The sequence below is a fragment of the Agarivorans sp. QJM3NY_30 genome, assembly GCF_050870855.2.
Taxonomy (GTDB): domain Bacteria; phylum Pseudomonadota; class Gammaproteobacteria; order Enterobacterales; family Celerinatantimonadaceae; genus Agarivorans.
The window spans coordinates 2,163,473-2,188,623 of sequence record NZ_CP194038.2 but is presented as its reverse complement, the minus strand read 5'-3'; the positions used below and the strand labels follow the sequence as shown (position 1 = coordinate 2,188,623).

Annotated in this window: 17 protein-coding genes; 8 read left to right on the top strand and 9 right to left on the bottom strand. The window is 42.6% G+C overall.

Annotation, left to right across the window (positions count from 1 at the left end; genetic code table 11):
* Positions 1-349 precede the first annotated feature (349 nt).
* Entirely contained in the window at positions 350-2,452 is a 2,103-nt protein-coding gene (locus ACRRSX_RS10015; RefSeq protein WP_432453350.1) for a glycosyl hydrolase family 28 protein, read from the bottom strand.
* A 217-nt stretch (positions 2,453-2,669) separates the two neighbouring features.
* Positions 2,670-3,272 (bottom strand): recombination mediator RecR, encoded by a 603-nt coding sequence (gene recR / locus ACRRSX_RS10010; RefSeq protein WP_432453351.1) that lies wholly within the window; start codon positions 3,270-3,272, stop codon positions 2,670-2,672.
* Positions 3,273-3,467: 195 nt separating this feature from the next.
* Between recR and ACRRSX_RS10005 the strand changes: the two genes are divergently transcribed.
* Positions 3,468-6,338, top strand: a complete 2,871-nt coding sequence (locus ACRRSX_RS10005) for a hypothetical protein (protein WP_432453352.1) — start codon at positions 3,468-3,470, stop codon at positions 6,336-6,338.
* A gap of 166 nt (positions 6,339-6,504) precedes the next feature.
* Here ACRRSX_RS10005 and ACRRSX_RS10000 read toward each other — a convergent pair whose 3' ends face one another.
* Positions 6,505-7,611, bottom strand: coding sequence for a phosphoribosylaminoimidazolesuccinocarboxamide synthase (locus tag ACRRSX_RS10000; protein WP_432453353.1), 1,107 nt, complete (start codon positions 7,609-7,611; stop codon positions 6,505-6,507).
* A 504-nt stretch (positions 7,612-8,115) separates the two neighbouring features.
* On the opposite strand from ACRRSX_RS10000, the gene ACRRSX_RS09995 reads away from it, so the two are divergent.
* Positions 8,116-8,901, top strand: coding sequence for a J domain-containing protein (locus ACRRSX_RS09995; RefSeq protein WP_432453354.1), 786 nt, complete (start codon positions 8,116-8,118; stop codon positions 8,899-8,901).
* Here ACRRSX_RS09995 and ACRRSX_RS09990 read toward each other — a convergent pair.
* Complete coding sequence (locus ACRRSX_RS09990; protein WP_432453355.1) at positions 8,898-9,080, bottom strand: hypothetical protein; 183 nt, start codon at positions 9,078-9,080, stop codon at positions 8,898-8,900. The genes ACRRSX_RS09995 and ACRRSX_RS09990 overlap by 4 nt on opposite strands.
* A gap of 565 nt (positions 9,081-9,645) precedes the next feature.
* Here ACRRSX_RS09990 and ACRRSX_RS09985 point away from each other — a divergent pair.
* Both ACRRSX_RS09985 and ACRRSX_RS09980 read left to right on the top strand, forming a co-directional pair.
* The gene (locus ACRRSX_RS09985) at positions 9,646-10,215 is read left to right on the top strand and encodes an LON peptidase substrate-binding domain-containing protein (protein ID WP_432453356.1); all 570 of its coding nucleotides are present in this window, start codon (positions 9,646-9,648) and stop codon (positions 10,213-10,215) included.
* A 287-nt stretch (positions 10,216-10,502) separates the two neighbouring features.
* Positions 10,503-10,730 (top strand): hypothetical protein, encoded by a 228-nt coding sequence (locus ACRRSX_RS09980; RefSeq protein WP_432453357.1) that lies wholly within the window; start codon positions 10,503-10,505, stop codon positions 10,728-10,730.
* 392 nt (positions 10,731-11,122) lie between these two features.
* On the opposite strand, the gene msrA is transcribed toward ACRRSX_RS09980, so the two are convergent.
* The 3 genes from msrA to ACRRSX_RS09965 all read right to left on the bottom strand — a co-directional run bounded on the left by msrA (position 11,123) and on the right by ACRRSX_RS09965 (position 14,601).
* A complete protein-coding gene (gene msrA, locus ACRRSX_RS09975) occupies positions 11,123-11,758 on the bottom strand; it encodes a peptide-methionine (S)-S-oxide reductase MsrA (protein WP_432453358.1) in 636 nt (211 codons plus the stop codon).
* 48 nt (positions 11,759-11,806) lie between these two features.
* The gene (gene glnS, locus ACRRSX_RS09970; RefSeq protein WP_432453359.1) at positions 11,807-13,471 is read right to left on the bottom strand and encodes a glutamine--tRNA ligase; all 1,665 of its coding nucleotides are present in this window, start codon (positions 13,469-13,471) and stop codon (positions 11,807-11,809) included.
* Positions 13,472-13,761: 290 nt separating this feature from the next.
* The gene (locus tag ACRRSX_RS09965) at positions 13,762-14,601 is read right to left on the bottom strand and encodes a mechanosensitive ion channel family protein (RefSeq protein WP_432453360.1); all 840 of its coding nucleotides are present in this window, start codon (positions 14,599-14,601) and stop codon (positions 13,762-13,764) included.
* A gap of 163 nt (positions 14,602-14,764) precedes the next feature.
* On the opposite strand from ACRRSX_RS09965, the gene ACRRSX_RS09960 reads away from it, so the two are divergent.
* Complete coding sequence (locus ACRRSX_RS09960) at positions 14,765-15,649, top strand: mechanosensitive ion channel family protein (RefSeq protein WP_432453361.1); 885 nt, start codon at positions 14,765-14,767, stop codon at positions 15,647-15,649.
* A 247-nt stretch (positions 15,650-15,896) separates the two neighbouring features.
* Here ACRRSX_RS09960 and ACRRSX_RS09955 read toward each other — a convergent pair whose 3' ends face one another.
* Both ACRRSX_RS09955 and ACRRSX_RS09950 read right to left on the bottom strand, forming a co-directional pair.
* A complete protein-coding gene (locus tag ACRRSX_RS09955) occupies positions 15,897-17,876 on the bottom strand; it encodes a HAMP domain-containing methyl-accepting chemotaxis protein (RefSeq protein ID WP_432453362.1) in 1,980 nt (659 codons plus the stop codon).
* Positions 17,877-18,844: 968 nt separating this feature from the next.
* Complete coding sequence (locus ACRRSX_RS09950; RefSeq protein WP_432453363.1) at positions 18,845-20,983, bottom strand: alpha-amylase; 2,139 nt, start codon at positions 20,981-20,983, stop codon at positions 18,845-18,847.
* Between the two features lie 385 nt (positions 20,984-21,368).
* Between ACRRSX_RS09950 and leuC the strand changes: the two genes are divergently transcribed.
* The 3 genes from leuC to ACRRSX_RS09935 all read left to right on the top strand — a co-directional run bounded on the left by leuC (position 21,369) and on the right by ACRRSX_RS09935 (position 25,073).
* Positions 21,369-22,772: a 3-isopropylmalate dehydratase large subunit gene (gene leuC / locus ACRRSX_RS09945; protein WP_432453364.1), complete on the top strand. Its 1,404-nt coding sequence runs from the start codon at positions 21,369-21,371 to the stop codon at positions 22,770-22,772.
* 48 nt (positions 22,773-22,820) lie between these two features.
* A complete protein-coding gene (gene leuD, locus ACRRSX_RS09940) occupies positions 22,821-23,438 on the top strand; it encodes a 3-isopropylmalate dehydratase small subunit (protein ID WP_432456187.1) in 618 nt (205 codons plus the stop codon).
* A 99-nt stretch (positions 23,439-23,537) separates the two neighbouring features.
* Positions 23,538-25,073: an alpha-isopropylmalate synthase regulatory domain-containing protein gene (locus tag ACRRSX_RS09935; RefSeq protein WP_432453365.1), complete on the top strand. Its 1,536-nt coding sequence runs from the start codon at positions 23,538-23,540 to the stop codon at positions 25,071-25,073.
* Positions 25,074-25,151 lie beyond the last annotated feature (78 nt).

The following is a 25,151-nucleotide window of genomic DNA, read 5'->3' as shown; positions in this document are numbered from 1 at the left end:
TAGAACAAGGTTTGGACGTTCAGTAAGGCCAACATCGCGTGAAATGTTTATGGTTAACTAATCCAATAGAACTAATTATCTGGCCGTTCTTGGGGGCCTAAATTACCGCTAACTGCGTGATGTATCTTGTCACTAGGACCACGAGTTGCTGCACTTAATGCCTGGTTATCGGCAGATTTATTCTGCGTAATAAATTAATCATATGATGAATCAGATGGGTATAAGCGCTAGTCGTCAATCTGAATATATGTTTTGAATGGCTAAAACATATAGGGTTAAGCGTTCCGATGCTCGTTAAAGCGAACAACAAGGCAAGCCATTCAAGATCGCTTGCCTGATGAGTGCATGATTAGAGGTTGATTGGTGGCGTGACGTCAATAAACTGAATGTTTTCTGAGTCACTGAGCTGCCATGGGGAAGTCGCGGCATTTTCCCAACTTTCAATCGTCACATCACGAAAGACTGCATCTTTCAGACGACTGATATGGCTAACTTTAGTATTTTTTACTCGCACATGTTCAAACAAAAAGTTTTGTTGAAAGGTTTCTGGATAAACCAAACTTTGATCGGCACCGTCGTAACCATCGATTTTGAGCCAATAATTTGCCGGGCTTTCACTATCAACATTATCTAAGCTCACATCCTGCACCACAATATCGCGAAATTGAGCAGCCTTGGGTGCCGATTCAAATACGTTATCCCCCATTTTATAGGCCAAGGTAAATACAAATGGATTCCCGACCCGGCCACGATTTTCAATGATCAGGCCATCAATCTGATGGGAATTTTGGGTACCAATATCTTTCATCGCGTTATTGCGAAAAGTAATATTGCGCGCTCCCCCGCCAGTAGCCGGAGTGCTCTTCATTCGCAATCCATTATCGGTCATAAAGGCAACATTCTCTTCTGCCAGAATATTTTGGATCCAGGCACCAGTATGACTGCCAGCAACCACCATGCCATGCCCTTCGCGGGTATAGTTATTAAAAATCCAAGCGCCATCGGTGGCCTGCACATGCGCAGAGCCCAAATGATAATCCGCCCCCTGACCAGCAGCGAAGTTTATACAGTCGTCACCACTATCGATAAAATTAGCAAAGATCAGAGAGTTTTCACTATTACCAAACTCTACCCCATCGGCATTGTTAATATCAAAGGTTTGAACCGAATTATAAGCAAACACCGTGTTTTCGGCTTCTAGAAACATCACCCCGTGATAGGCCGGGTTGAGTAGCGTTAAACCCGCAAAGTAAATATCTCGCACCCCACGAAAGGTTGCCAGGCTAGAGCGCCGATTCGAGTACAAGTCACGATGTAACTGCGCCTGATAGTCAATTTCATCGGTATCACCATCCCAAGCGGGGTTAAATTGTCGATAAGCTTTTTGCATTTGGTCTTTTGCCAATAATCCCAAGCGATATACTTTCGCCCGACTCCCTGCCGGATAATATGCCAGCGACTGACCTAGTTCATCTTGAGTGTCCTTCCCCCTTAACCAGCCGCCACCATCGATGGTTCCGTCACCAACAATTCGGATATTGTTAAAGCGACCGCGACGATAATCGTAACCATGTTGGCTGTGATTTTCAGCATTCATCTGATGCGGGTTGAGGGCGTTCAGTAATGATGGTGGACGGCGTGAATCGGTCGTATTGGTTCGATAGCTATACAGTTGATAACCCTGGCCTAAAGGATAGTCATCGGCATTTCCCGAGCCCTTCAAAACAGCTCCTGCTGCAATCTCCAGAGTCATATTACTTTTTAAGAACAATGCCCCACTCACAAAAGCCTTGCCACTGTTTGTTGATGGAATAAGCACCTTACATCCATAAGCACTGGTCGAGGCCACCGAGCAAGTGTCAATTGCCGCCTGAATAGCTTTTGTATTCACCGTTAGGCCATCTGCAATTGCACCAAAGTCTCGGATATCAACCACTCTGCTAAAGGGGGCTGCCGTTTCGGTTGTGAGAACCGGGCTGCGAGGCGATTCACGACCATCGGCATAGATAGCAGCAACCGAGAAATGATATTCAGTTGCTGGCTGTAAATGCTTTACCTTGAAGTTTAGATAAACACTGCGTTGGTGAAAACCAGCCTTATCTTCGGCAAAAAACTGGTCCATATAAGGCTTTGCTGGATTGTGAGTAGTGTTATTTTGACTCGACAAGCCCAATGGCTGCCCATTTTGATAAACCCGATAATCAACAATCTGTTGTCCATTATCGGGTTTGTTCCAAGCCAATACCAAGGAGCGGTCATCATAGGCTAAGGTAGGGACCATCGGTCGACTCAAAAGCAACGGACTGACCGAAGGCTCTACAGTCTGGTGACTCAGCTGAGGCTCCATCTTCTCGGAACCTTGTACCGATCCCACATCCAGAGATTGACAAGCTGTTAACAACATCGTCTGGCCTAAAACCAAAACAGCGAGCATACATTTTGCAGAGCCCATAACAGTCCTCTTAAAAATAAAATAGCGTTTCAAATATGAAGTACTATTTATCAGTAATCACTGTTTCTGGTCACTAATTATTTTTGATTATGTGAGGCGACTCGAAATATCTGCAAGTTAATTCCAAATTCGCAAGAGATTTCTTGTAAAAACATAGACTTATAAACAAACACAGCTGCCGAAGCAGGAGTCTAAAGATCACGGGGGCTGGCAGCAATTAATCGAAAGACTGACGACCAATAAATGAATGAGACAAAGTTGTCCCATCAACACTGTCTAACTCTCCCCCCAACGGCACGCCATGAGCAATACGCGACACCTTTACCTGGTAACGTTTTGCCATATCAGAGATATAATAGGCGGTTGCTTCGCCCTCAACCGTCGGATTAGTGGCGAGGATCAGTTCCGATATAGGTTCGTTTTGCAGCCGATTCTCCAATTTATCCAAGTTTAACTCACTTGGTCCGATCCCATCTAAGGGAGATAAATGGCCCATCAATACAAAATAGCTACCATAAAACTGCGCCGTTTGTTCTATCGCGGCAACGTCTGCCGGGGTTTCAACCACACAGATCTGCCCCTTATTCATCCGCTTTGTCGACTGGCATATCGGACATAAATCATCCTCAGCAAAGTTACGACAACATTCACAATGCCCAACGACTTCCATGGCTTGATTAATACTGGCGGCTAATTGCAAACCATCTTGGCGTTTGCGCTCTAGCAAATGAAAAGCCATCCGCTGAGCACTGCGTGGGCCCACGCCAGGTAAGACTTGTAATGATTTGATTAGATGATCGATACTCGGACTATATTTCATTGGCATTCCGCTAAACTGGTTTTTGCGAGGCTAATGTAACAGTGTGTTTGGCAAAATTCACCTAGCTCAACAATTTTATTATTATCAGCGATAACAACAAGCGAGCCAAGATTACTGCTGAGACAATGAATTTGAGTTATCATGATCCACAAATAACGCTTTGCCTAAACGCATATTTTCACTGCAAGGACGACTGTGAATAACTTTTTTAGAACTGTATTGATCATCAACTTAGTTAGCTTTGTCATTATTACCAGCCTAGGCTTTGTTTGTCTGCCGGTCTTGTTTGAACAACAACGTAACGCTAGCGTCAATGAAGTGAAAACGGCCTTAAGTTTATTTGAAATCAGTGCCAGAAAAGCGGTAAATAGTCAAAATAAAGCCCAGCTGGAAGCGTTAGCTCAACAACTGTTGCTTTCACCTAGTATCAACTACGTGAAAGTGACAGATGAGAGCAGCCAGCAGCTAATGGTGGAGGCCGGAAAACCCTTGCAACAGGGTCGTGAAAATTATCTGAAGGCCCATAAATTAGCCCAAAAATTTAATAATCAGCAGATCCCAGCCAAGCAGATCAACCCTTTAGCTTGGGTTGAAATTGAATTCAGTAGTCCAACGAGGCTAGTCGATTGGTTGAAATCCAATCAACAACCATTAGCTCGTCCAATTATTCTGCTCGCCTTTCTACAATTAATACTTAGTTTAATCGCAGCACGAATACTCAGGCCCAAAGTTACTTCCCAAGCAAAGCCCTTAACCACATCAAATGCAACAAAAGCACCGCAACAGACAAATCAGCAATCAGCGGCTTCCGTAGAACAACAATATCAAGAACTTAAGCAACAACTCAGTGAAGCTAATAGTGCACAACTGCAAAATCAGCAAAAGCTCAAACAATTAGTTGCACTATCAAGTCGAGCCAATAGTCTAAAAAAAGCCCTCTTAGAACAGCTGAATCAAGCTTACTATGTGGTCGACGAACATAATCATGTGATCGAAGCGAGCCCATCCGCTTTAAGCTATTTGGGGATCGCTGCAGAGCAACTAACGCGCACTAATTTAAACGAGCACTTTCAGCCTAAAGCCCAACAAGATACAGAAAATTCAGCTGATTTTATCGAGCTCTTAGTCTCCTACCCAGAACAATTTTGTTTGTTAGTCCGTGGTAAAAATTCCGATCAACAATTCTATGCGACTCACATCACGCTGAACTTTCATGACGATGCCTTGTATTTAGTTCGTTTAGTACCAATACCAACAATAACGAAAGCCAAACCAAGCCAAACAAGCTTGGCTAGTAGCGTCCAGCAGTTACAGTTAGCTGAGCTTTATTCACCACTAAAAGCCGCATGTTTCAGCACCTTGCACCAGTTAAATAACACCTTACTGGCGGATCACCTCAACAAAGGTCTAGCGCTCGATAGCAGCTTGCGCTTATCGAGCTTGCTACGCTGTTTACCTTGGGTACAAAACAAAGCAGTAACACTCAATACCGATGCTTATTCTGTGATTCACCTATTTGAACAGCGCCTCAGCACATTTGCCCCCCTGTTAGCCTGTAAAAATATTGACTGGGGCTTAGTTATTAACCCTGAACTGAAGCCCTACTACCAGTTAAACCTTGCGCTCACTCAGGCAATATTTGACCTACAGCTGTATTTAATTTCCTTATATCCAGAGGGAACTCAGGTACTATTTCAATTCGATTTACAACAACAGCAAATACAGTTGAATATTGATGTTGAACAAGCCAACCACTTACAGCCAATACAACAATCCCTGTTAGCTTGTAGTTCAGTCTTGTTGGAACAGATTGGTGGCGAGCAACAGCAATACCAAGACTCTTTGTGTTTAACGATGTCTCTAGAGAGTACCGCTAAAACATCAATGCTCGAGCAGGTAAAAACTCAAGCAACACAAATCCAAGTACTTATCGATATAGAACCCGGTTTTGCCCAGCAGTGTCTTAATCTACAACTACAATTATTTGGTTTACAACTACTCACCCGAGAGCAACTCGAGCAAATCGATACCACACAAACATTATGGTATGTCAGTGAGCGAGCGGAGCTGCCTGAATTTATAACTAAATTAGCTGCGACATCGTTAAAACACTTCATCTATGTCGACACCCCGCCGCCATTGGCACAACTAGAATCGGAACACCGTTACTGTTTACGGCCACGACTGAGTAGTTTTCTTTATGAACAACTCATAACTAGCAATCCTGAAAGCGAACAACAGCAACAACGTGAAGTAAAAGCCTCATCTTTGGCCGCTATCGCTGCAGAAGGGCTGGCCCAATCGAATGAAAAAGCACGGTTGGTTTTCTCACTAGGAACCGAGTCGCAAGCGCCAGACTATATAGCCGTTCTCAATGAAAGCTATGGTTTAAAAGCTGAATATTGCACCATTAACCAAGCTCAGCAACGGCTGGCGAATCTGGCCTCTATCGAAAGTGTAATCATCAATGCCAGCCAAGTGCACTCTCCTCAACTCGCACAATTAGCCTTAAAACATAAACTGCAAAATTTGATTATTCTTCAGGATTCGTCTTTCCAAGAGCTGCCGAAATACCTTGCAAAACTAAGCTATCAACAGATTGAATTACCCGTTACTGCTGAGCAGCTATACACTGTGATTAGTCAACAACAACTTAAATCATCGCTCTTCGAACAGTTATTTCAAGATGAACAACTACTCGATACTCTGAACCAAACCGAGCAGCAATATAGCCAAATAATTAATCAACTCTGTACATCAACAGAACAAGCCACCTCAGAAGAGATAGAGAACCAAGTCACTGCTAGCACACCAGCGAGTTACCTAAAGGCCTTATACCCCATCTTTAGCAGCGAAGCTCGGCAACGGCTATCGCAGATCAATCGGCAATTGCAAGCACAACAATGGCCTGAAGTGCAAAAACAAGTTCAAGAAATTATCCTCAGTGCTCAAAAATTTGATGATGTAAAACTAAGCACATTGTTAGGCGAAATGCTTCAGGCAAGTTTAAACAAAGACAGTCACGCCCTAGAGCTTTGCCAAGCAAGTTTGAGTGAATATTTGTAAAAGCAGAGCGGTTTAGCTTAAACGCTAACAGCCTACCGCTGCCAACGGCGGCTTTAAGGTGATGCATACAAGCGGGAGCTAAATCGATATGCTGTTATGACCAACTTCAGCGGGTCATAACAGCGCACAACACCAGTATAATTTGGCGTCGAAGGAGAAGAGAAAGTTAATCGACAATCAAGTCATATTCTTTACGCAAAATATCAATCACCTCTTGTTTAGGATTATCGCCTATCACAATCTCACTTCCGGTAATTTTTTCAGCAATACCAATATAAGTACTAGAGATCTTCATTAATACCTCTACAGGCAAACTATTATCTCGCGCTAAGGCTTCACGTTCATCCATGCGATTTTTATTTAACAAAATGTCGGGGTCGGGGAAATAATTTAACAGCGTTTGACGGAAGTCTTCTTTCGAATTTTCTACAACCTTTCCTTGGCGATATTCTGGGCCATCCCAGATCCGCGATGAATCTGGCGTCCCAACCTCATCCATATAGATCAACTTATCGTTTCCATCGGCATCCGTCACATAACCAAACTCAAACTTGGTATCAACAAACACTTGATCAACCTCGCTTAATGCTTGACTAATCAGCTGAAACCCTTGTTTTAATAAGTTTTCATAAACACTAATGTCATCGGCCGATTGAAACTTAAAGGCGCTAAAATTATCTGCAATATTTTGCCGTGTTACATTCACATCATCCGCTTCAGGCACCCCAGGGATCCCTTTAAGAATGCCTTTAGTCGAAGGGGTAATCAGCAATTCTGGCAACTTCTGATCGCGTTTTAAGCCTTCGGGTAATTTGATACCACAGAAGTTTCGTTCACCTTTTTCGTAGGCTCGCCACATTGACCCGGTAATGTATTGGCGACAGATCGCTTCGATCATCACTGGACGTGCTTTTTGCACTATCCAAACAAAGGGATGCGGAATATCCAAAATATGACTATCGGCCAATCCCTGTTGTTTAAATAACTTAAACCAATAATTAGAAATAGCGTTTAAAGCAGCCCCTTTGCCAGGTACGCCCTTGAGACCCTCTTCGCCATGCCATATGCAGTCGAAAGCAGAAATGCGATCACTGATCACCATAATCGCTAATGGAGTGTCAGGCGCAACATCATAGCCCTTCTCTAAAATTAACCGTTTGCTATCGGCGTCAGTCAACCAATAAACCGAGCGAACTTTACCGCTGTGAACGGGGCTATCGGTGCGTATGGGAAGATCGTTATTCACTGCTAATACTTTATCAGCGAGGCTCATGGTAAACAGTCCTATTTAGAAAGTGAAAACGCGACGCTAACCGTAATTAGGATGAGCGTTTTACAGGGAACGATTATTTGCGCAAAGATTTTACCAGAAAGTGTGGCAACTACTAGAGCCTGTTAAACTTTGATCCGTGTTTTTGCGGCGAGCTGTTGTATATTTAGACAAGGCAGGCTCGTTGACGTGTGCCAACCAAAATGAATCACCAACAACGCCGAATAAATCAGCACTAACTGGCTCGCCTCTCCTCCCCGACGAAGGATCTGTCAACATCAGTGAGCATAAAGCCAAAGCACAAGGTTTGACGTGAATGCAACCAGCATTGCCCATTGGTTCATGGCTTCAGCAATAAATGATAAACACCAGTTCCGCAAGTCATTCGTCATAAATATGAGAATATCGACAAATCAATCCTCAGTAACAACACATTTAAATATTAAGACAAGCACAACAAAACTTTGTATTCTAATAGCCTGTATAAAAGGAATTGTTACACGCTAAATGACTACTCACTTCCAGCTTTTTGCTTTAAATGAAGATGCCGACGAGCAACAAATTAAAACGCGATATAAGCAATTGGCGATGCGTTGCCACCCCGATAAAGGTGGTTCGGCGGCGCTAATGGTGATGATCCAAAATAGTTATCACAAATTGATCTTAGGTGAAGGGGCTCTGCAATTAAGTCTAGCGGTCAATCAACAAGATAAACAACTGATCCAGAGTTTAAAAAAAACGATTCATCAACAGCAGTTTGCGATTCAAAAGCTCAGTATTGCCATCGCTAAACGGCAACAAGAAAAAGAAAACAAGGCTTTAAAAAGAGTCACCATGCCACTATTAGTGGCATTATTAATTCTGATGAATGTTGCTTTGGCGTGGGCTTGGTACACCAGTCAAGCAGCTGATGTTCCCCAAACGCCCCCCTCCTTGGCAGATATCTCCCCAAGCAAGCAAGCAATGCCCCCCCTCGCACAGACCGACAATGCCTTGGACAACTCTTACAAGCTATGGGAGCTGAAGCAGAAACTGCGCCTTAGCTCAGCCCGCCAACAGTATTTACAAACAGATTTTGAACAGAGCAAACAGCTTATCAGCCAATTATTAACCGCCGACCAACTTGGTCGTTTAACTCAGGAACAACGCCAGTTTTTAACCCAGCATCAAATACAGTCAATGGCAAGCCTCTACGAGGGAACGATAAACATGGATAACGTACTACTAGAAGACCTATTTATAGTAGAAGATCCATTTATGGACATTGATATGCAGATAGATATCAACCACTAGGAATTACGATTTAACAGCGAACATAGCTCTTGTTTAGCTTGTTCATTTTGCTCTCTGATTGAAGCAATTTGTTTGATTAACTGCGATCTTAGTTCTGCATCAGGTAATCTATCACACAGCGATTGAAGTTGTTCGAGCGGAGATAGTAACTGATCAAACTCTCGATGGATCTGTTGCATAATTGGCTCTCTCTCAATAGACCTTAGAATAATAACTCTAAGAATTATTAAATTGAACAAACAAATACTCAAAACACTATTTAAATCTCATAATACCCATAAATACAATTTCTTAGTCAATGACATACTCGCATTCCAAGTTAGACCTCATCTCGGAAACCAGACATTAGCTATGGCGTAAATCTCTCATTGTAAAACATATCAAATCACCTTTACTGCGAACTTGGGAAGACCCCCTACTTATTAAGCATAAGATGAGCCGGCAGACTATTTGCAATGCCTGAACAAAAATAGCCTTGCCAACATGACTCCTCTGTCACTCATTTTATTCCAAATATCTCGGTGAACCTAGTTGATACAAGGATTTCATCGTTTTTTCACCGAGGAAAACATCCAAGTAATAACGGTGCGGTAGAAAACTCGTTTCTTATTCTTTCAAGGAAAAGTTACAATATGTGTGCTTAACTGATTAAACGATATGCATCGCGACAACCTCGCGTTGCCCCTGACCCAAAACATAAAGCTCAACAGGCACCAAATAAGCCAAGCCCCATTTAGGTGAACTATGCGACTACCCTTATTCCCTTTAGCTCTTTTTATGCTGCCCGGCGGACGAAGTAAACTGCGGATTTTTGAACCTCGTTATCTCCGCTTAGTCGCCTTAGCAAGTGAAAATCAACAGGGATTTGTATTATGCCAACCAACTCACAACAACACCGATAATGACATCGGTGTACTCTGTCTTATCGAAGATTTTGAACAGTTAAAAGATGGGATGTTAGGCATTTCCATTCAGGCTATCGAACGTGTTTCTATCACCGATATCAGCCAAGCTGACGATAACCTTCTTAGTGGACTCATTCTAAAAATCCCCGAGTGGGAAGACAGCTCGGAGGCAATAAACAATCAACGAATGACAAGCAAACTCAAAGAAGTGCTTGAACGTCATCCAATCTACAAACAACATCCAGATTATCTCGACTATGATGATCCACGCTGGGTGGTATTACGCTGGCTAGAACTATTACCATTTTCAACCACCGCAAAGAACCAAATTTTAAAAGAAAATAACTTTCCTACTCTGAGTAATTTAGTTTTACACTTACTTCCAGAAATTGACATCGACGAAGATTAGCTTAGTTTCAGTTCTACATCATCGACCTACAGTCACAAAAAAAGGTCATCACGCTCAAGAAATAGTCAATCGTGTCATTTTGATTATAATTTGCGAACTTTTACACAGCCTTAAATGGCAAATTGCTTTATTATAATTCAGTCATGGATGATGACAGGCGTGTTTGCGGAAGTCTGTTATCAGGGCAAAAGCCCTGATTTGCTTACACCCTATTACCCTTGGAATGATTAATATCTAGATGTTAGAAAGTAGACCGTCTGCGAAGTTTACTTTCCTAAAGGTGATTCATGAGATATAAAGCAAAAATTTGCGCAGCAATTACCCAAGCTCTACCATTACTCCAAAGTGCCACTGCCGATGAAGCCGTATTATGGAATATCGAGCAAGAACGCGACATTTTGTGTATGGAGTTTACATCAAGCTTGAGTTTTGAAAGCTTGGAGCTCGGATTTAAACAGGCAGCCGAACAGTTTGGTATTAACCACCAAATTAGTATCTTAAAACTGCGCGGCTAGTCCAAAGCACAGGGGAGTTCTTACTCCCCTTTGTCTATCGTTTTATTTGGTCGCCTTAAGCCCGAAAGCTCGCCTTGTACTCTCACTCATAAATTAAATTTCTCGGTGAATCAGCTGAATAACGTCGCGAATATCCACTAAAAATAAATAACTCTCCGACAGTTCGATTGATACCAATCTAACTCATTATCGGTTCATTCTTGCGGATCTAAATCAGCGCTAACTGCGTAATGTATCTTGTAATTAGAGCCACCAGTTACTGCGTTGCATGCCTTGTTATCGACAGATTTATTCTGCGCAATAAATTAATCATATAAGTACTCAGATTGGTATTAACCTCATCGCTAATAAAAAAAGCAGCGTATACGCTGCTTTTTTAAACCAACAAAGTCTTATTGCAGCCAAGGCGGTAGGCAAACCCCTAAACCACCCAAACCACAATAGCCATTAGGGTTCTTGTGCAAATACTGCTGATGTTCTGACTCAGCATAATAAAATTTATCAAACTCAACAATTTCAGTACTAATTGCCTTCGCCAAGCCCTTGCTGTTCAATGCCTGCTGGTAGCTTCGTTGCGCTTGCTCCGCAAGTGCTGCCTGTTCGCGACTCAAAGTAAAAATCATCGAACGATATTGGCTGCCAACATCACCACCTTGGCGCATTCCCTGAGTGGGATCATGCTGCTCAAAAAAACAAGTTAACAGCGCTTGATAAGTAATCACCGTTGGGTCATAAATGACTCGCACGGCTTCAGCATGCGCAGTTAACCCAGTACAGACTTCGTCATAGCTAGGATTAGGCGTGTAGCCCCCCGCGTAACCAACCGCTGTGGACACCACCCCCTGCTGTTGCCAAAACAAACGCTCGGCGCCCCAAAAACAACCCAAAGCAAAATAGGCTTCGCTCAAGCCATTAGAAACGCCAGCAAGGTAATCACTCCCGTTTACTGCATGAATGCCATCTAAGCAAATCGCCTCTTCTCGGCCTTTTAAGGCATCCGCTTGGCTAACTATTTGGTTCTTGCCCATCGACAGAATTCCTTCAAATCATTGAGAGTTGTAAGCTGACAAAAAGCATTACTCACCGGTTTTAGCCCAAGTATCCCGCAAACCCACGGTGCGATTAAACACTAAATGCTCGCGACTGGAATCAACATTATCAGCACAAAAATAACCTTGACGTTCAAATTGGTAGGCTTGTTCGGCAACCGCATCAATTAAACTCGGTTCTACAAAAGCCTTTTTAACGACCAAGGACTCAGGATTTAGTACTTTGGTGAAATCCTCTTCCGCAGCAGGATTTGGCACCGTGAATAAACGATCATAAAGACGGATCTCAGCCGGTTTAGCATGTTTTGCAGAAACCCAATGGATCACCCCTTTAGGCTTGCGTCCATCAGCCGGATTTTTACCTAACGTCGTGTCATCGTAACTACAATAAACCGTGGTCACTTTGCCGTCTGCGTCTTTGTCACAACGCTCTGCTTTGATCATATAAGCGTTACGTAAGCGAACTTCTTTACCCAAGACTAAACGTTTAAATTTCTTATTGGCTTCTTCGCGGAAATCTTCCGCTTCAATATATAGTTCTCGACTAAATGGAACGACTCGCTCTCCCCGATCTTCGCTTGGATGAATTGGTGCAAGCAAATTCTCAGTTTGATTTTCTGGGTAATTTTCAATCACCACTTTAATCGGATCCAATACTGCCATCGCTCGAGGTGCATTGGTATTGAGGTCTTCACGAATACAAGCTTCCAACATTGGCATCTCAACCATGTTTTCCATCTTAGTGACACCAATCCGTTTACAGAACTCGACAATAGAAGCTGAGGTATAACCACGGCGACGTAAGCCAGCAATAGTTAACATACGAGGGTCATTCCAACCATTTACATGATGGTCTGTCACCAAGGTATTTAGCTTGCGCTTAGACATCACGGTATATTCGAGATTTAAACGTGAAAATTCATACTGATGTGGAATGCTATCAATCGTAATATTCTCTAATACCCAATCGTATAAACGACGATTGTCTTGAAATTCTAAGGTACATAGCGAATGAGTGATGCCTTCGATAGCATCAGAAATACAATGCGTAAAATCGTACATCGGGTAGATGCACCATTTATCTGCCGTTTGATGGTGGTGAGCAAAACGAATTCGATAAATGATCGGATCTCGCATACACATGAACGATGAACTCATATCGATCTTGGCTCGCAATGAACACTCGCCTTCTTTAAATCCACCAGCGCGCATTTTTTCGAACAGACTTAAATTTTCTTCAACCGAAGTATCACGATATGGGCTGTTCTTCCCTGGCTTGTTCAAGGTGCCACGATATTCCCGAGCTTCATCTCCGTTTAAGAAACAAACATAAGCCAAGCCTTTTTCAATCAGCTCTAGCGCATAGCCATACAACTGGTCAAAGTAATTTGATGAATAACGAACCTCGCCATCCCAGTCGAATCCTAGCCACTTAACGTCTTGCTGGATCGAGTTAACGTAATCGATATCTTCTTTTTCTGGGTTCGTGTCGTCAAAACGTAGATTACACGCGCCATGGTAATCCTGAGCAATTCCAAAATTTAAACAGATCGACTTCGCATGGCCGATGTGTAAATAGCCATTTGGCTCTGGAGGAAAACGCGTATGAACGCTAGTGTGTTTTCCTGACTTAAGATCTTCATCAATAATATGACGAATGAAATTGCTAGGGCGATTTTCCGCCTCACTCATACCAGCCTACCTATAAAAACAGTTCATACAAAATAATTCCGTATAATCCCTGATTCTTTAACTTAGTACAAGCGACCATCAACTAAGCGTTGAAAAGATCATCGCAAAGCGCGAATAAAAGCGACGATTTACCGCTATGTGTCTGTTTTGAGTGTTTTGACTCCGCAGAGCCCCCTGCATAAACACATCCCTTATGATGTGCTCGACCACACATAGACAAAAAGCCCAACAAAGGGCTTTCAATCGATAGTAAGACCCGCTATCTCAATAGGCTTTATAAAAGCGGCCTCTTATTTAGCCAAAACTTCTCCTAGTTTTTGTTGCTCAGCCAAACATAAACGCATGAAATCAGCAGTTAGTTGTTGCTCTATTTCCATTGCCTTTTCGGTCGGACAAAACACTGTAAACTCTATTTTCATATAACCAAGTTCAGTGGTGCCAACTTCCAATTGCGGTTTCGGCCCAACGATTGCGCCCCCCATTTTTCGCTCGATAGACTGGTTGTAACGAGCTGCGACGTCTTCAAAGTCATTACAGTAGCTTTCAGCATTTTCAGCCAATTGAGCAACAAAACTAAAAGGGTTAATCATGGTATCTCGCACCAGCACAAAATGATGCACCGCATAACGCTTCATAAAGTTTAAGTTTTTGATTGTGCTGGTAATTAATTTATTATTGGGAATAAACAGGGTTTTACCTGTGTATTGATAAGTATTGATATTAATTTCCAATACTGTGGTTTTTATCCAATCCAATTGGGAAACCTCCCCTACAGTGTTATCAACTTGGATCCACTCCCCCGCCCGAAAGGGACGAGTTGACATCAGATAGAAAAAACCAATGATGCATTGAATAAACTCTTTGGTTGCTAGCACTATCGCAACTGCAAATGCCGCTAAAGAAAATGCAAATTTTTGCAATTCGCCAGCCCATAAATTGAATAGCAATAAGACTAATATGAAAATAAGAAAATTTTTAACGTTACTAATCAGGTCTCGATGGTCCTTACCATTATTTTTTTGCTGTTTATCTATCAATTTAACAGCAACAAATTTGACCAGGAAGGTAAAAAGAATCACCCCAACGGTTAGCACTAGTTTATTTTGGACAAATTGACTTAAATAGTTCATAACACAATACTGACTCATTCACGCAGTAAAAATTAATTCACAACTCTAGCATCTTATTTAAACTAGACACAATTGATTACAAGTTAACTTTGATTTATAGATGCTGCTAGATACAGGCAAAGGCCGTCCCGACGCGGCTACAAATTTTTCACAAGGATAGTCCGTGACCATTGACAGTTTAGCAAGCTTACTGAAGACACCTATATTCCACATTCAAGACAAAGCAATTAGTGCTGGTGACTTGCTCATCATTCCTTGTTTGTTATTCGTTGGGTATTTATCCCTTAGAACCATTGTAAAGCTACTCACAAATCGCATGACTCGGCAAAAAGTCGCCCCTGATTTAATTCATTTAGTCACTCGCATCACCTATGTACTCGGTATATTAGTCATGGGGATCACCACTCTAGATTTGATCAATGTCCCGATTACTGCTTTTGCCTTTCTCTCTGGTGCGGTTGCAATTGGCGTCGGTTTTGGTGCTCAGAATATCATCAATAACTTTATAAGCGGTTGGATATTAATGTGGGAGAGACCGATTAAAATTGGTGATTTTTTGGAAGTCGATAATGTAAAAGGGAATGTAGAGGCCATCAATACCCGCTCCACTCGGATCCGACGCACTGATGGCGTCCACTTGCTTATTCCGAATAGTAAATTACTTGAAAATACCGTGGTTAATTGGACTCTCATTGACAACAAAACTCGCACTTCAATTAGCATTGGCGTAGCCTATGGCTCTCCTTGCCGAAAAGTCGCTCAACTGATAGAACAAGCAGTAAAAGAACAAACTTCAGTGCTGACGACCCCCGCACCAACGGTGATATTTAATGATTTTGGTGACAATGCTTTAGCGTTTATCGTGTACTTCTGGATGGACGCCAACATGGAAGGGCAACTTAGACAGGTAAGCAGTGAAATCCGCTTTCGGATCGATGAACTATTTGCAGAACAAAATATTGTAATTGCTTTCCCACAGCGAGACATCCACATCGATGGCGAGCTAACATTAAGTCGTAAAAAAAGTATCGATAATCATGTCATATAAAAGCGGAGTTACCTGATTAAAGCAGCTTCTTAAGCTTCTTTATGCAGGCATATTAAATTGCAGTAAATAGACAATGCCAATTCCGAAATGAAATATAACATTGCCTCAACTGGCAATTCACTTTGATAGACGTCTGGATGATATCCTAAACATCTAATCAAAATTAGCGAACACAGAATGATGAGTGCTCTCAAACCTACTAAGAAGAGCACCCATTTTATTCTATTCGTTTTATTCCCATCATCTATTATAAGGTGAAATGGGCCAATGCCTCTTTCATCGCAATACTTTGACCGCTTAACTCTTCGGCTGCTGCGGCTCCTTCAACCGAAGCTGCTGCATTTTGATCAACAACATCTCCAACCGATGCAATTGATTGGGTTACTTCATCAACCGCAAGTGCTTGTTCATTGCTGGCCGCAGCAATGCCGGCCACCAAATCAGTGGTCTCGTTAATACCACTAAACACAGCGAGCAGTGCTTTCTCTGTTTTTTCTGCAATCACAACACCGTTGAGTGTTTTATTTGATGATAATTGTATCAATTTAGCTGTTTCTGATGCCGCTTGCGTACTTCTCGAAGCTAACCCTCTCACTTCATCGGCAACAACTGCGAACCCTCTACCTTGCTCTCCTGCTCGTGCCGCTTCTATCGCTGCATTTAAAGCGAGTAGATTTGTTTGCTCTGCGATGCCATCAATAGTTTGGATAAACACGGCGATACTTTCACCCGCTTCCTTAATCTCATTCATCGCTTCAACCATCTCTTTCATATGATTCTGTCCATCAGATACCGCTTGCTGAGCCGTCTCAGCTAATTTTCGAGCATCATTGGCGCCATTTGCGTTTAAGCCTGTTTGTGTTGACAACTGCTCTAATGCTACAGAAATGGTTTGTAAGCTATCTTTTTGTATTGTAGCCCCCTGTGCAAGTGACTGACTTACACTCGAGACCTCTGCACTGCCAGCTGCAATTTGATCTCCCGAGCTTTGGATCTCACTTAAGATATCATTTAAGTTCTGTACCATTTCTTGCAAAGCAAGGCCTAATACATCTTTATCAGACGCTAACACAATCTTAGAAGAGAGGTCCCCATCAGCTATTTTCTGAGCAAGAACTGCTTTATCTTGCAAACTTTTAACCATGATACGTACACCAGCATACAAGCTAGTATCGAGTTCATTATGACTGGGTAAATCAACCGCTAAATCCCCCTCGGCAACACGCCTAACAATATTTGTGACCAATAACGGATCACCACCTAAACTATTCATTGTCGAACGAGTAATAAAGAAGGCAATAGCAATACCAAATATTAAAGCAACAGCCACAATGCTCTCGATAATAACGACTGCACTATGATTACTTTCTTGCAATTGAGGACCAAGGATGTCTTGATCTTTCTTAATCGACAGTTTTAGATCTTCTGTCATTTTTGCAACCACTGGACCAATTCGATTTAGTGTGCCATTAATAATTACATTACGATCAGCTATTGCCTGAACAACCTCATCAAAAACTTTTTCATATTCGCTGATACTTTTTTGTGCATCCTTAAGTAGTTCCATCTGTACTTGACCCTGCAAAGAATCAGCCAACTCATTGATTTCCATATCTATATCAGAAAACTCTTTATGTACTCGATCAACATCAGATTGCTCATTAGAAATCAAAAATTTTACAACATATAATCGAGCCAATAATAAACTGCGAGTCGCTAATGCAGTTTTATGTGCAACATGCATATCTTCTTCAGCTGCTGCTGACATTAGTATTTTAGTCAGTGTCTTTTCAATTGAAGGACCATTGCTATCTAAAACATTTTTAACCAGTGCATTTCTTTGTTCCTTAAGAACAACAACCTGTGAAAAACCTGCTTTATATTCATTGAGCAAACCATCAATATCCTTAATAACCCCAATACGTTTAGGGTCAGAAATAATGCCTTTTGCCTCATTCATATAGTTTTGTGTTTTCTGCCAATACGATTCAAACTCATCTTTATCTTTTTGGGCCGAGGTCGTAATAAAATCTTTCACATTCATTCGCACCATCAGCATATTGGCCTGAATACGGCTGACAGCATTAGTGGCTCTAGCCAAAGATCGGTAATCTTCAAATCCCGATGACGCATTCATTAGGGCAAAATAAGCGCTGCTTCCCACGACACAGAGAAGAATAAGCACCACCGAAAAACCTAAATATAATTTTTTTGAAAATCCAAACACGATATAACTCCATTTTTATTGACATATAGAGTAATAAACTCTCATCCCTTTTAATAATCATTTGGTCATTAAATGAAACACCACACCGTAATTAACAATAAGTAGCACTTCCCCAGCAGCACATGAATAGCAGGACAAAAGCATGAGTGCTTATTCATCGAACGGCACAACTCTATAGTCATCCGTTATTCAAAGATGCGCGGTTAACTCACTGATTTTGAGAGTAAAAATGAGTAATGTTTAAGCGGAAGTTGAGCGAAAATATTCACAATTTCACTCTGACATTAAGAGCGAGCAAACATACTCATACAAAATACAGTGGTTAATACCAGAGCGATGACACGAGTACATTTTTAAAAAATATAAACATATTGACTCCATTTAAAGCGGTGCGGATATAAAACCAATGCTTCACCTGTTTAATTATTGAACGATCCGTATTCAAATAATATTCAAGCGCTTGTCTTAGTAGGTGTAAAACCTAAAGCGTAGTTTGCATAATCAACTCTTGCCAAAAAAAACATATCTTCATTGTCAAACGAATTAATAACTGGAAAAAATGACTGGATAAGCAAAACAATTGATATAAGTTCACTTATGACGAACGAGAAGAAGAAACTGAAATTTGAAGATATCCAAACTTTATTGAATGATAGCCAACAATAAATACTCCTTAACTATTTATCAGGCTTTTCGACTGCCATGTAAACGCTCCAGTCTCCTTCTGAAAGAAAGACAAGCAATAGACTTCGCTAAACCCAAGCATCGTGCTTAGCTGCATCATAATTTTAGTAAGCTCGTCGTAATCGCAAGCAGCGCATCCTCTTACAAACGAGATTGCGACTGTGACATGATATCTTTTTAAGAGGTAACAACGAGTCAAGCAATGGCTGCGCGTTTAATGAGTTATTTTAAATAAAAAAGGCGGCTCAATTGAGCCGCCTTTTGTCAAATCTAAGTGAGAGTGACTACTGAAGCCCCGCAAACACCACTACAACCTTATCATTCCCCTTGCTGCGGCTAAATGCATAGGGTTTATCACTTATCTTATGGTGTTCTCCTGCACCAATGGCTACGTGACGTTTCCTGAATTGCCCCAGCGTTTGCCAGTGTTTCAGTAACGCTTGTCGATCCGCTTCTTTAGTAATTTGCTGCCAGTTCATAAATGAGCGCGTGGGAGCATCAAAGGCATCTGATTGAGGCCCTCGTGGGCGGGCACTCTCATCTCCATAGTAAAGCTGTACACCACCGGGCATCATCATCAAGGCCGTTCCGGCCCCAGCCTGTAGCGTTAAATCTTCATAATTGGAATAGAACAACTTGGTATCATGTGAACTGATATAGGTGAGCAAGTTATAGTTAGGGTCTCGATTAATCTCTTTCGCGTAACTAGCATAGATACCTTCGTTTTGGGGAAGACATTGCGCCCCTTTCAGCGCCGCTTTACCACCGCCATATTCGAAGTTAATTAAACTATCCATGCCATTATCAAAATAAAAATCTTTATAGGCCCCATGATGCCAAACTTCACCGACCATCCAAAAGGGTTTGTCGTCTAATTTTTTATCCGGGTGTTTGGCTTTCCAATCGGCCAAAGCTTCAACTCCAGCTTGCTTGAGTTTACCCCAAACCTCGGGCTCAACATGCTTCACTGTATCCGCTCTAAAGCCATCAACACCATAGTCACGAACCCAATTGGTATGCCATTCAATCAAGTAGTCCGACACCGTATAACCTTCACGTTCGACGGCTTTGGTATCTTTTTTATGTTTAAGAAATGGTGGCAAACTCACCGACTTGGTTCCTTCGGTGATTAAATCCGGCAGCCCAGACAAGTTCATCGTGATATCATCCCCCCCTGGCGCCGTATAACCCGCCATACCGCTACGAACCCAATCCGGGCCCCACCATTTATCGACCCATTCACTAGAGCTCCAACGAATAAAATTAGTGTAGCGATACCAATTTTGGCCCTTGCTCAAATCTGGCTGCCAATCGGTCCATTGCTTAGGTACTGGCGCATGGGGCGCTAAGGCATCAATACCCATAGTTTGCATATCATCCAGCGTGGGGTAGCCAACATGATTCATGACGACATCAACCAGCACGCGAATACCTCGTTTATGAGCTTCATCAACGAAACGTCCAAAATCTTGTTCGCTGCCGAGGTTCGGATCTATCTTGGTAAAATCTAAGGCCCAATAACCATGGTAGCCATAAAAAGGAAAACGACCGTGATCGCCTCCACCAATAAAGCCATGAATTTGCTCAACAATGGGAGTGACCCAAATTGCGTTCATCCCAAGATCTTTGATGTAATCCAGTTTGGCAGTGATGCCGCTAAAGTCTCCACCTTGAAAAGTACCGGCTTCTTGCTTGCCGTCTGCTTTACGATGAAAAGGAAAGTCGTTACTCGTATCCCCATTATTGAAACGATCGGTCATAATGAAATAAACGCTAGCATTGTCCCAAGAAAACTCACTGGCTTTGCCATCTGCAGCTTCTAATAACAGCAGTCCCCCGCTGGCGGGGTCGGGCTGCATACTCACTTGACCATTCATCACCGTCTGAGTTTGGCCCGAATAAAAATCTTTCACCAATTGACCGTTATTAAAAGTAGAACTTACATCAACCGTAATTGGCTGCCCGTCCCACTGAATGCAGTCAACTGCAGGGGGGCTACGTTTAAAACTTGAGGCCTTGGCCTTACGCGCCACTTGTAGCGTTGGTTTGTCGCTTTGTGAGTTATCTAAAATCAGTTCATAATTTCCCGCGAAGCGAATATTCAACTCAAAATAACGGTCATTAGCGCATGCGTTCAGCGCTAGAGGCTTAGAAAAAGCAAACTTGCTACCATCTTCTGGCCCAAAACGAAGTCCACAACTTTGCCCTTGGTCTGAAACTTGAATTTTGTAAATGCCTTTTTCAAACGGTAGCGTGATCTTATAGCGACTTTTACCTGAAAACTTTAAACGTTGTGCGGCATTCACACCACTGTCAGCGTAATTCAAGTAAAGGGGACTTTTAATCATTGCCGCTGATACGTTCGCCGAACCTGCGGACATGACTAAGGCAGCGCTGATTAGACCTAATTTAAAACCTTTCATCCAAACTCCTTGGCGTTTTAGCACTAAAAACAAGCTGCAAAGGCCTATTTTCCGTCAATAACAGTGATGAAAACAAAAGCTAGTTAAGTTTTCACTAACAAAGCACGATTATTTGCTAATTTTATGACTGACAGCGCTTTCATTTGGCAAAACAGCAAGTTCGCGAATAATCACGCATTGATTCGGTGCAGCCCCTTGCTGCACCTAGCATGTTGTTTTATGATGAACAGTCTTAATTATGCTGATTTGGTCGTCTAATTTACCTAATGAGCATAATTTGCAGACAGAAAAAATAGACAGTTTAAGTTTACTAGTAGTCGCTTAAAGCTTGACAAAGAATAAAAACAGCGCGAGTGAGAGCAACAGACAGGGTGTAAAGGAAGCAATGAAAAAAACAATGTACGAAAAGATCTGGGACGCGCATGTAGTCCACGAACCTAAAGGTAGCGCATCTATCCTTTTTGTTGATCGTCACCTCATGCACGAAGTAACAAGCCCGCAAGCCTTCGAAGGTTTACGCATCGCGAATCGCCCAGTTCGTAATCCCCACAGCATTCTGGCAACAATGGATCACTGTGTTCCAACCAAAGCAGCCGACCGAGCAACGCTCCCTGATCCGATTGGCAAGAAACAAATTCAAGTGATGGCGCAAAACTGTGCCGATAACAGCATTAATCTGTACGACATGAACAATGCTAACAACGGTGTAATTCATATCGTTGTACCAGAGCACGGATTTGTTCATCCCGGCATGGTGGTTTGTTGTGGTGATAGTCACACCGCAACTCACGGAGCCTTTGGCGCCCTCGCCTTCGGTATTGGTACTTCTGAAGTTGAACACATTATGGCAACTCAGACCATCCAACAAGGCAAATCAAAAACTATGCTGGTGAAAGTGGATGGTGAGTTACCCGAGTTTGTCACCGCCAAAGACATTGTGTTGGCCATTATCGGTAAAATTGGTACTGCCGGAGGCACCGGTTACGTCATCGAATTTGCAGGCTCTGCAATTGAAGCTCTTTCGATGGAAGGCCGCATGACCGTTTGTAATATGGCCATTGAAGGTGGAGCACGAGCGGGTTTGATTGCACCAGACCAAAAAACCTTTGATTTCCTCAAGGGCAAAGAGTTCGCTCCTAAAGCTGAATACTGGGATCAAGCAGTTGCCTATTGGCAGTCATTGACCACCGACGAAGGTGCCGAGTACGACGCTGTAGTAGAATTAAACGCAGCAGAAATTGCGCCACAAGTGACTTGGGGTACTTCACCAGAGCAAGTACTACCAGTGGATCAACCAATTCCAGATCCGACTCAAATCGAAGATTCAATTAAATCTTTAGCGGCTAAAAGTGCGCTTAGCTACATGGGTTTAGAAGCCGGTAAGAAAATGACCGACTTTCCGGTAGATGTTGTATTTGTGGGTTCATGCACCAATGGCCGTATCGAAGACTTCCGTGCCATTGCCGCTGTATCTAAAGGTAAAAAAGTAGCATCAGGTGTGCAAGCGATTGCGGTGCCAGGTTCTTACCCTGTGAAAGAACAAGCTGAAAAAGAAGGCATTGATAAAGTGCTTATCGAAGCTGGCTGGGAATGGCGTGAGCCAGGCTGCTCAATGTGTCTCGCGATGAATGGTGATTATCTTCAACCTGAACAGCGTTGCGCATCAACTTCAAACCGAAACTTCGAAGGACGACAAGGTAAAGGGGGTCGAACCCACCTTGTATCACCCGCAATGGCAGCAGCAGCGGCCATTGAAGGTAAGTTCGTCGATTTACGTACTTGGAAATAATGTAAACACGTTGATTAATCAATGTGAGTGAAATTTTTGGAGTTTATGATGCAAGCATATAAAAAACACAGCTCAGTTGCTGCGGTAATGAATCGTAGCAACGTAGATACAGACCAAATCATTGCCAAGCAATTTTTGAAAAAAGTGGAGCGTACCGGTTTTGGCGTTCACCTTTTCCACGATTGGCGCTACCTAGAAGATGGCTCTGACAACCCAGAGTTTGAATTAAACCGACCCGAGTTTAAAGGTTCAAAAATCCTAATCGCCGGGGATAACTTTGGTTGTGGTAGCTCACGTGAGCACGCACCTTGGTCAATTGCCGATTACGGTTTTAATACTATTATTTCAACTAGCTACGCTGACATTTTCTTTAGCAACTGCTTTAAAAATGGCATATTACCAATCATCGTTGATGCTGAAACATTACAAGCATTAATGGATGAAGTCGAAGCGGCCCCTGGGATTTCAATTACCATTGATTTAGAGAATCAAGTCATTCAAACCCCTGCCGGTAAAGAAATAGCATTTGATGTGGACCCATTCCGTAAAGAGACTTTATCTAAAGGTCTAGACGACATTGGCTGGACTTTAAAATTCGAAGACAAGATCTCTGAATTTGAAGCCAAACACAAACAACAACTTCCTTGGTTATGGCCTAACGCCTAATCAACGATGTACCGTTTTGTACATCAATAGTTATCTAGCAGGCGCAGCTCAGGTTGCGCCTACTTCTTTAAGCTAATTCTTTACTGAGAGATCGGCTTTATGGAGCAAAACCGCTCAATTCAACTCATGGATACCACGCTACGCGATGGCGAGCAAACTCAAGGTGTATCTTATTTTCCACAAGAAAAAGTCAGTATTGGCAAAGCCTTACTCCAATCACTAAAAGTTGACCGCATCGAAGTCGCTTCGGCACGTGTCTCAGAAGGCGAAAAGGCAGCGGTACAACAACTCACCGCTTGGGCAAAAACCACCGGCTATTTACAGCAAATCGAGATTCTGGGCTTTGTTGACCACACTAAGAGTGTCGACTGGATCGTAGACTCAGGTGCAAAAATCATCAACTTGCTTACCAAAGGCAGCTTAAACCACTGTACCAATCAGTTAGGTAAAAGCCTTGAACAACATATTATCGATATCAAACAAACCGTAGACTATGCCAAAAGCCAAGGTTTATCGGTCAACGTTTACTTAGAGGATTGGTCAAATGGCTACGCCGATAGCCCCGACTATGTTTTTCAATTGGTAGAAGCGCTCAGCAACCTCGACATTGAGCACTTCATGCTGCCAGACACCTTAGGTGTGATGGCACCCAAAGAAGTGTATATCAGTATCTCAGAGATGATTACTCGCTTCCCACAAATCAAATTTAACTTTCACCCCCACAATGACTATGGCTTAGCAACAGCCAATAGTATGGCCGCCGCCGAGGCGGGAGTCGCAGCCCTGCACTGCACCATGAATTGTTTGGGCGAACGCGCCGGTAATGCTTCGCTGGCCGAAGTCTCGGTGGTCCTTAAAGATAAACTCGGCTTTCAACTTAATATTGATGAGAAAGAAATCCACAATATTGCTAAATTAGTTGAGAGCTTTTCCGGTAAACGTTTAGCTGCCAATACGCCTATTGTAGGAGCCGATGTGTTTACCCAAACCGCTGGGATCCATGCCGATGGCGATCATAAAGGGGGCTTATATATTACCGAATTAAGCCCCGAACGTTTTGGCCGCGAGCGAAAATATGCGCTGGGCAAGATGGCCGGCAAAGCTTCTATCGTGAAGAATTTAGAAGCGATGGAGATCGAGCTGTCTCCCGAAAATCAAAAGAAACTACTCCAAAAGATTGTTCAACTTGGTGACCAGAAGGCGACCATTACGCCCGACGACCTACCCTTTATTATTGCAGACATCATGGAGAGTAACGATTTTGCTCACATTGAGTTGCTTAACTGTTCAATTACCAGTGGTTTAGATCTCGAGTCTTCGGCCAACATCCGTCTGCGAATTGGAGATGAGATCTATAAAAGCTCTGGCCATGGTAATGGTGGCTTTGATGCCTTTATGAAGGCCTTAACTTATCCTTTATCAGAAGCTAAGTTGAGCATGCCTGAACTGCTTGATTATGAAGTACGCATCCCACCGGGCGGTCAAGCCAACGCTTTAACCGAATGTGTGATTCAATGGCGCGATGAAAACAAACAGTTCCATACGCGCGGAATCAACTCAAACCAGGTATTTGCGGGTATTCAAGCAACCTTGCGAATGCTGAACGTACGTTTACACCAACGTCAGTCAAACTAAATCAACGGCAAGCATCGCTTGCCGTTATCGTTTAATCACAAAGACTCTTATTGTCGGCAAACAATAAAGCTTGCGCGA

Coding starts and splice junctions, on each gene's coding strand:
- ACRRSX_RS10015 (WP_432453350.1), bottom strand. CDS start 2,452: ATGGGCTCTGCAAAATGTATGCTCGCTGTTTTGGTTTTAGGCCAGACG.
- recR (WP_432453351.1), bottom strand. CDS start 3,272: ATGAAATATAGTCCGAGTATCGATCATCTAATCAAATCATTACAAGTC.
- ACRRSX_RS10000 (WP_432453353.1), bottom strand. CDS start 7,611: ATGAGCCTCGCTGATAAAGTATTAGCAGTGAATAACGATCTTCCCATA.
- ACRRSX_RS09995 (WP_432453354.1), top strand. CDS start 8,116: ATGACTACTCACTTCCAGCTTTTTGCTTTAAATGAAGATGCCGACGAG.
- ACRRSX_RS09990 (WP_432453355.1), bottom strand. CDS start 9,080: ATGCAACAGATCCATCGAGAGTTTGATCAGTTACTATCTCCGCTCGAA.
- ACRRSX_RS09985 (WP_432453356.1), top strand. CDS start 9,646: ATGCGACTACCCTTATTCCCTTTAGCTCTTTTTATGCTGCCCGGCGGA.
- ACRRSX_RS09980 (WP_432453357.1), top strand. CDS start 10,503: ATGAGATATAAAGCAAAAATTTGCGCAGCAATTACCCAAGCTCTACCA.
- msrA (WP_432453358.1), bottom strand. CDS start 11,758: ATGGGCAAGAACCAAATAGTTAGCCAAGCGGATGCCTTAAAAGGCCGA.
- glnS (WP_432453359.1), bottom strand. CDS start 13,471: ATGAGTGAGGCGGAAAATCGCCCTAGCAATTTCATTCGTCATATTATT.
- ACRRSX_RS09965 (WP_432453360.1), bottom strand. CDS start 14,601: ATGAACTATTTAAGTCAATTTGTCCAAAATAAACTAGTGCTAACCGTT.
- ACRRSX_RS09950 (WP_432453363.1), bottom strand. CDS start 20,983: ATGAAAGGTTTTAAATTAGGTCTAATCAGCGCTGCCTTAGTCATGTCC.
- leuC (WP_432453364.1), top strand. CDS start 21,369: ATGAAAAAAACAATGTACGAAAAGATCTGGGACGCGCATGTAGTCCAC.
- leuD (WP_432456187.1), top strand. CDS start 22,821: ATGCAAGCATATAAAAAACACAGCTCAGTTGCTGCGGTAATGAATCGT.
- ACRRSX_RS09935 (WP_432453365.1), top strand. CDS start 23,538: ATGGAGCAAAACCGCTCAATTCAACTCATGGATACCACGCTACGCGAT.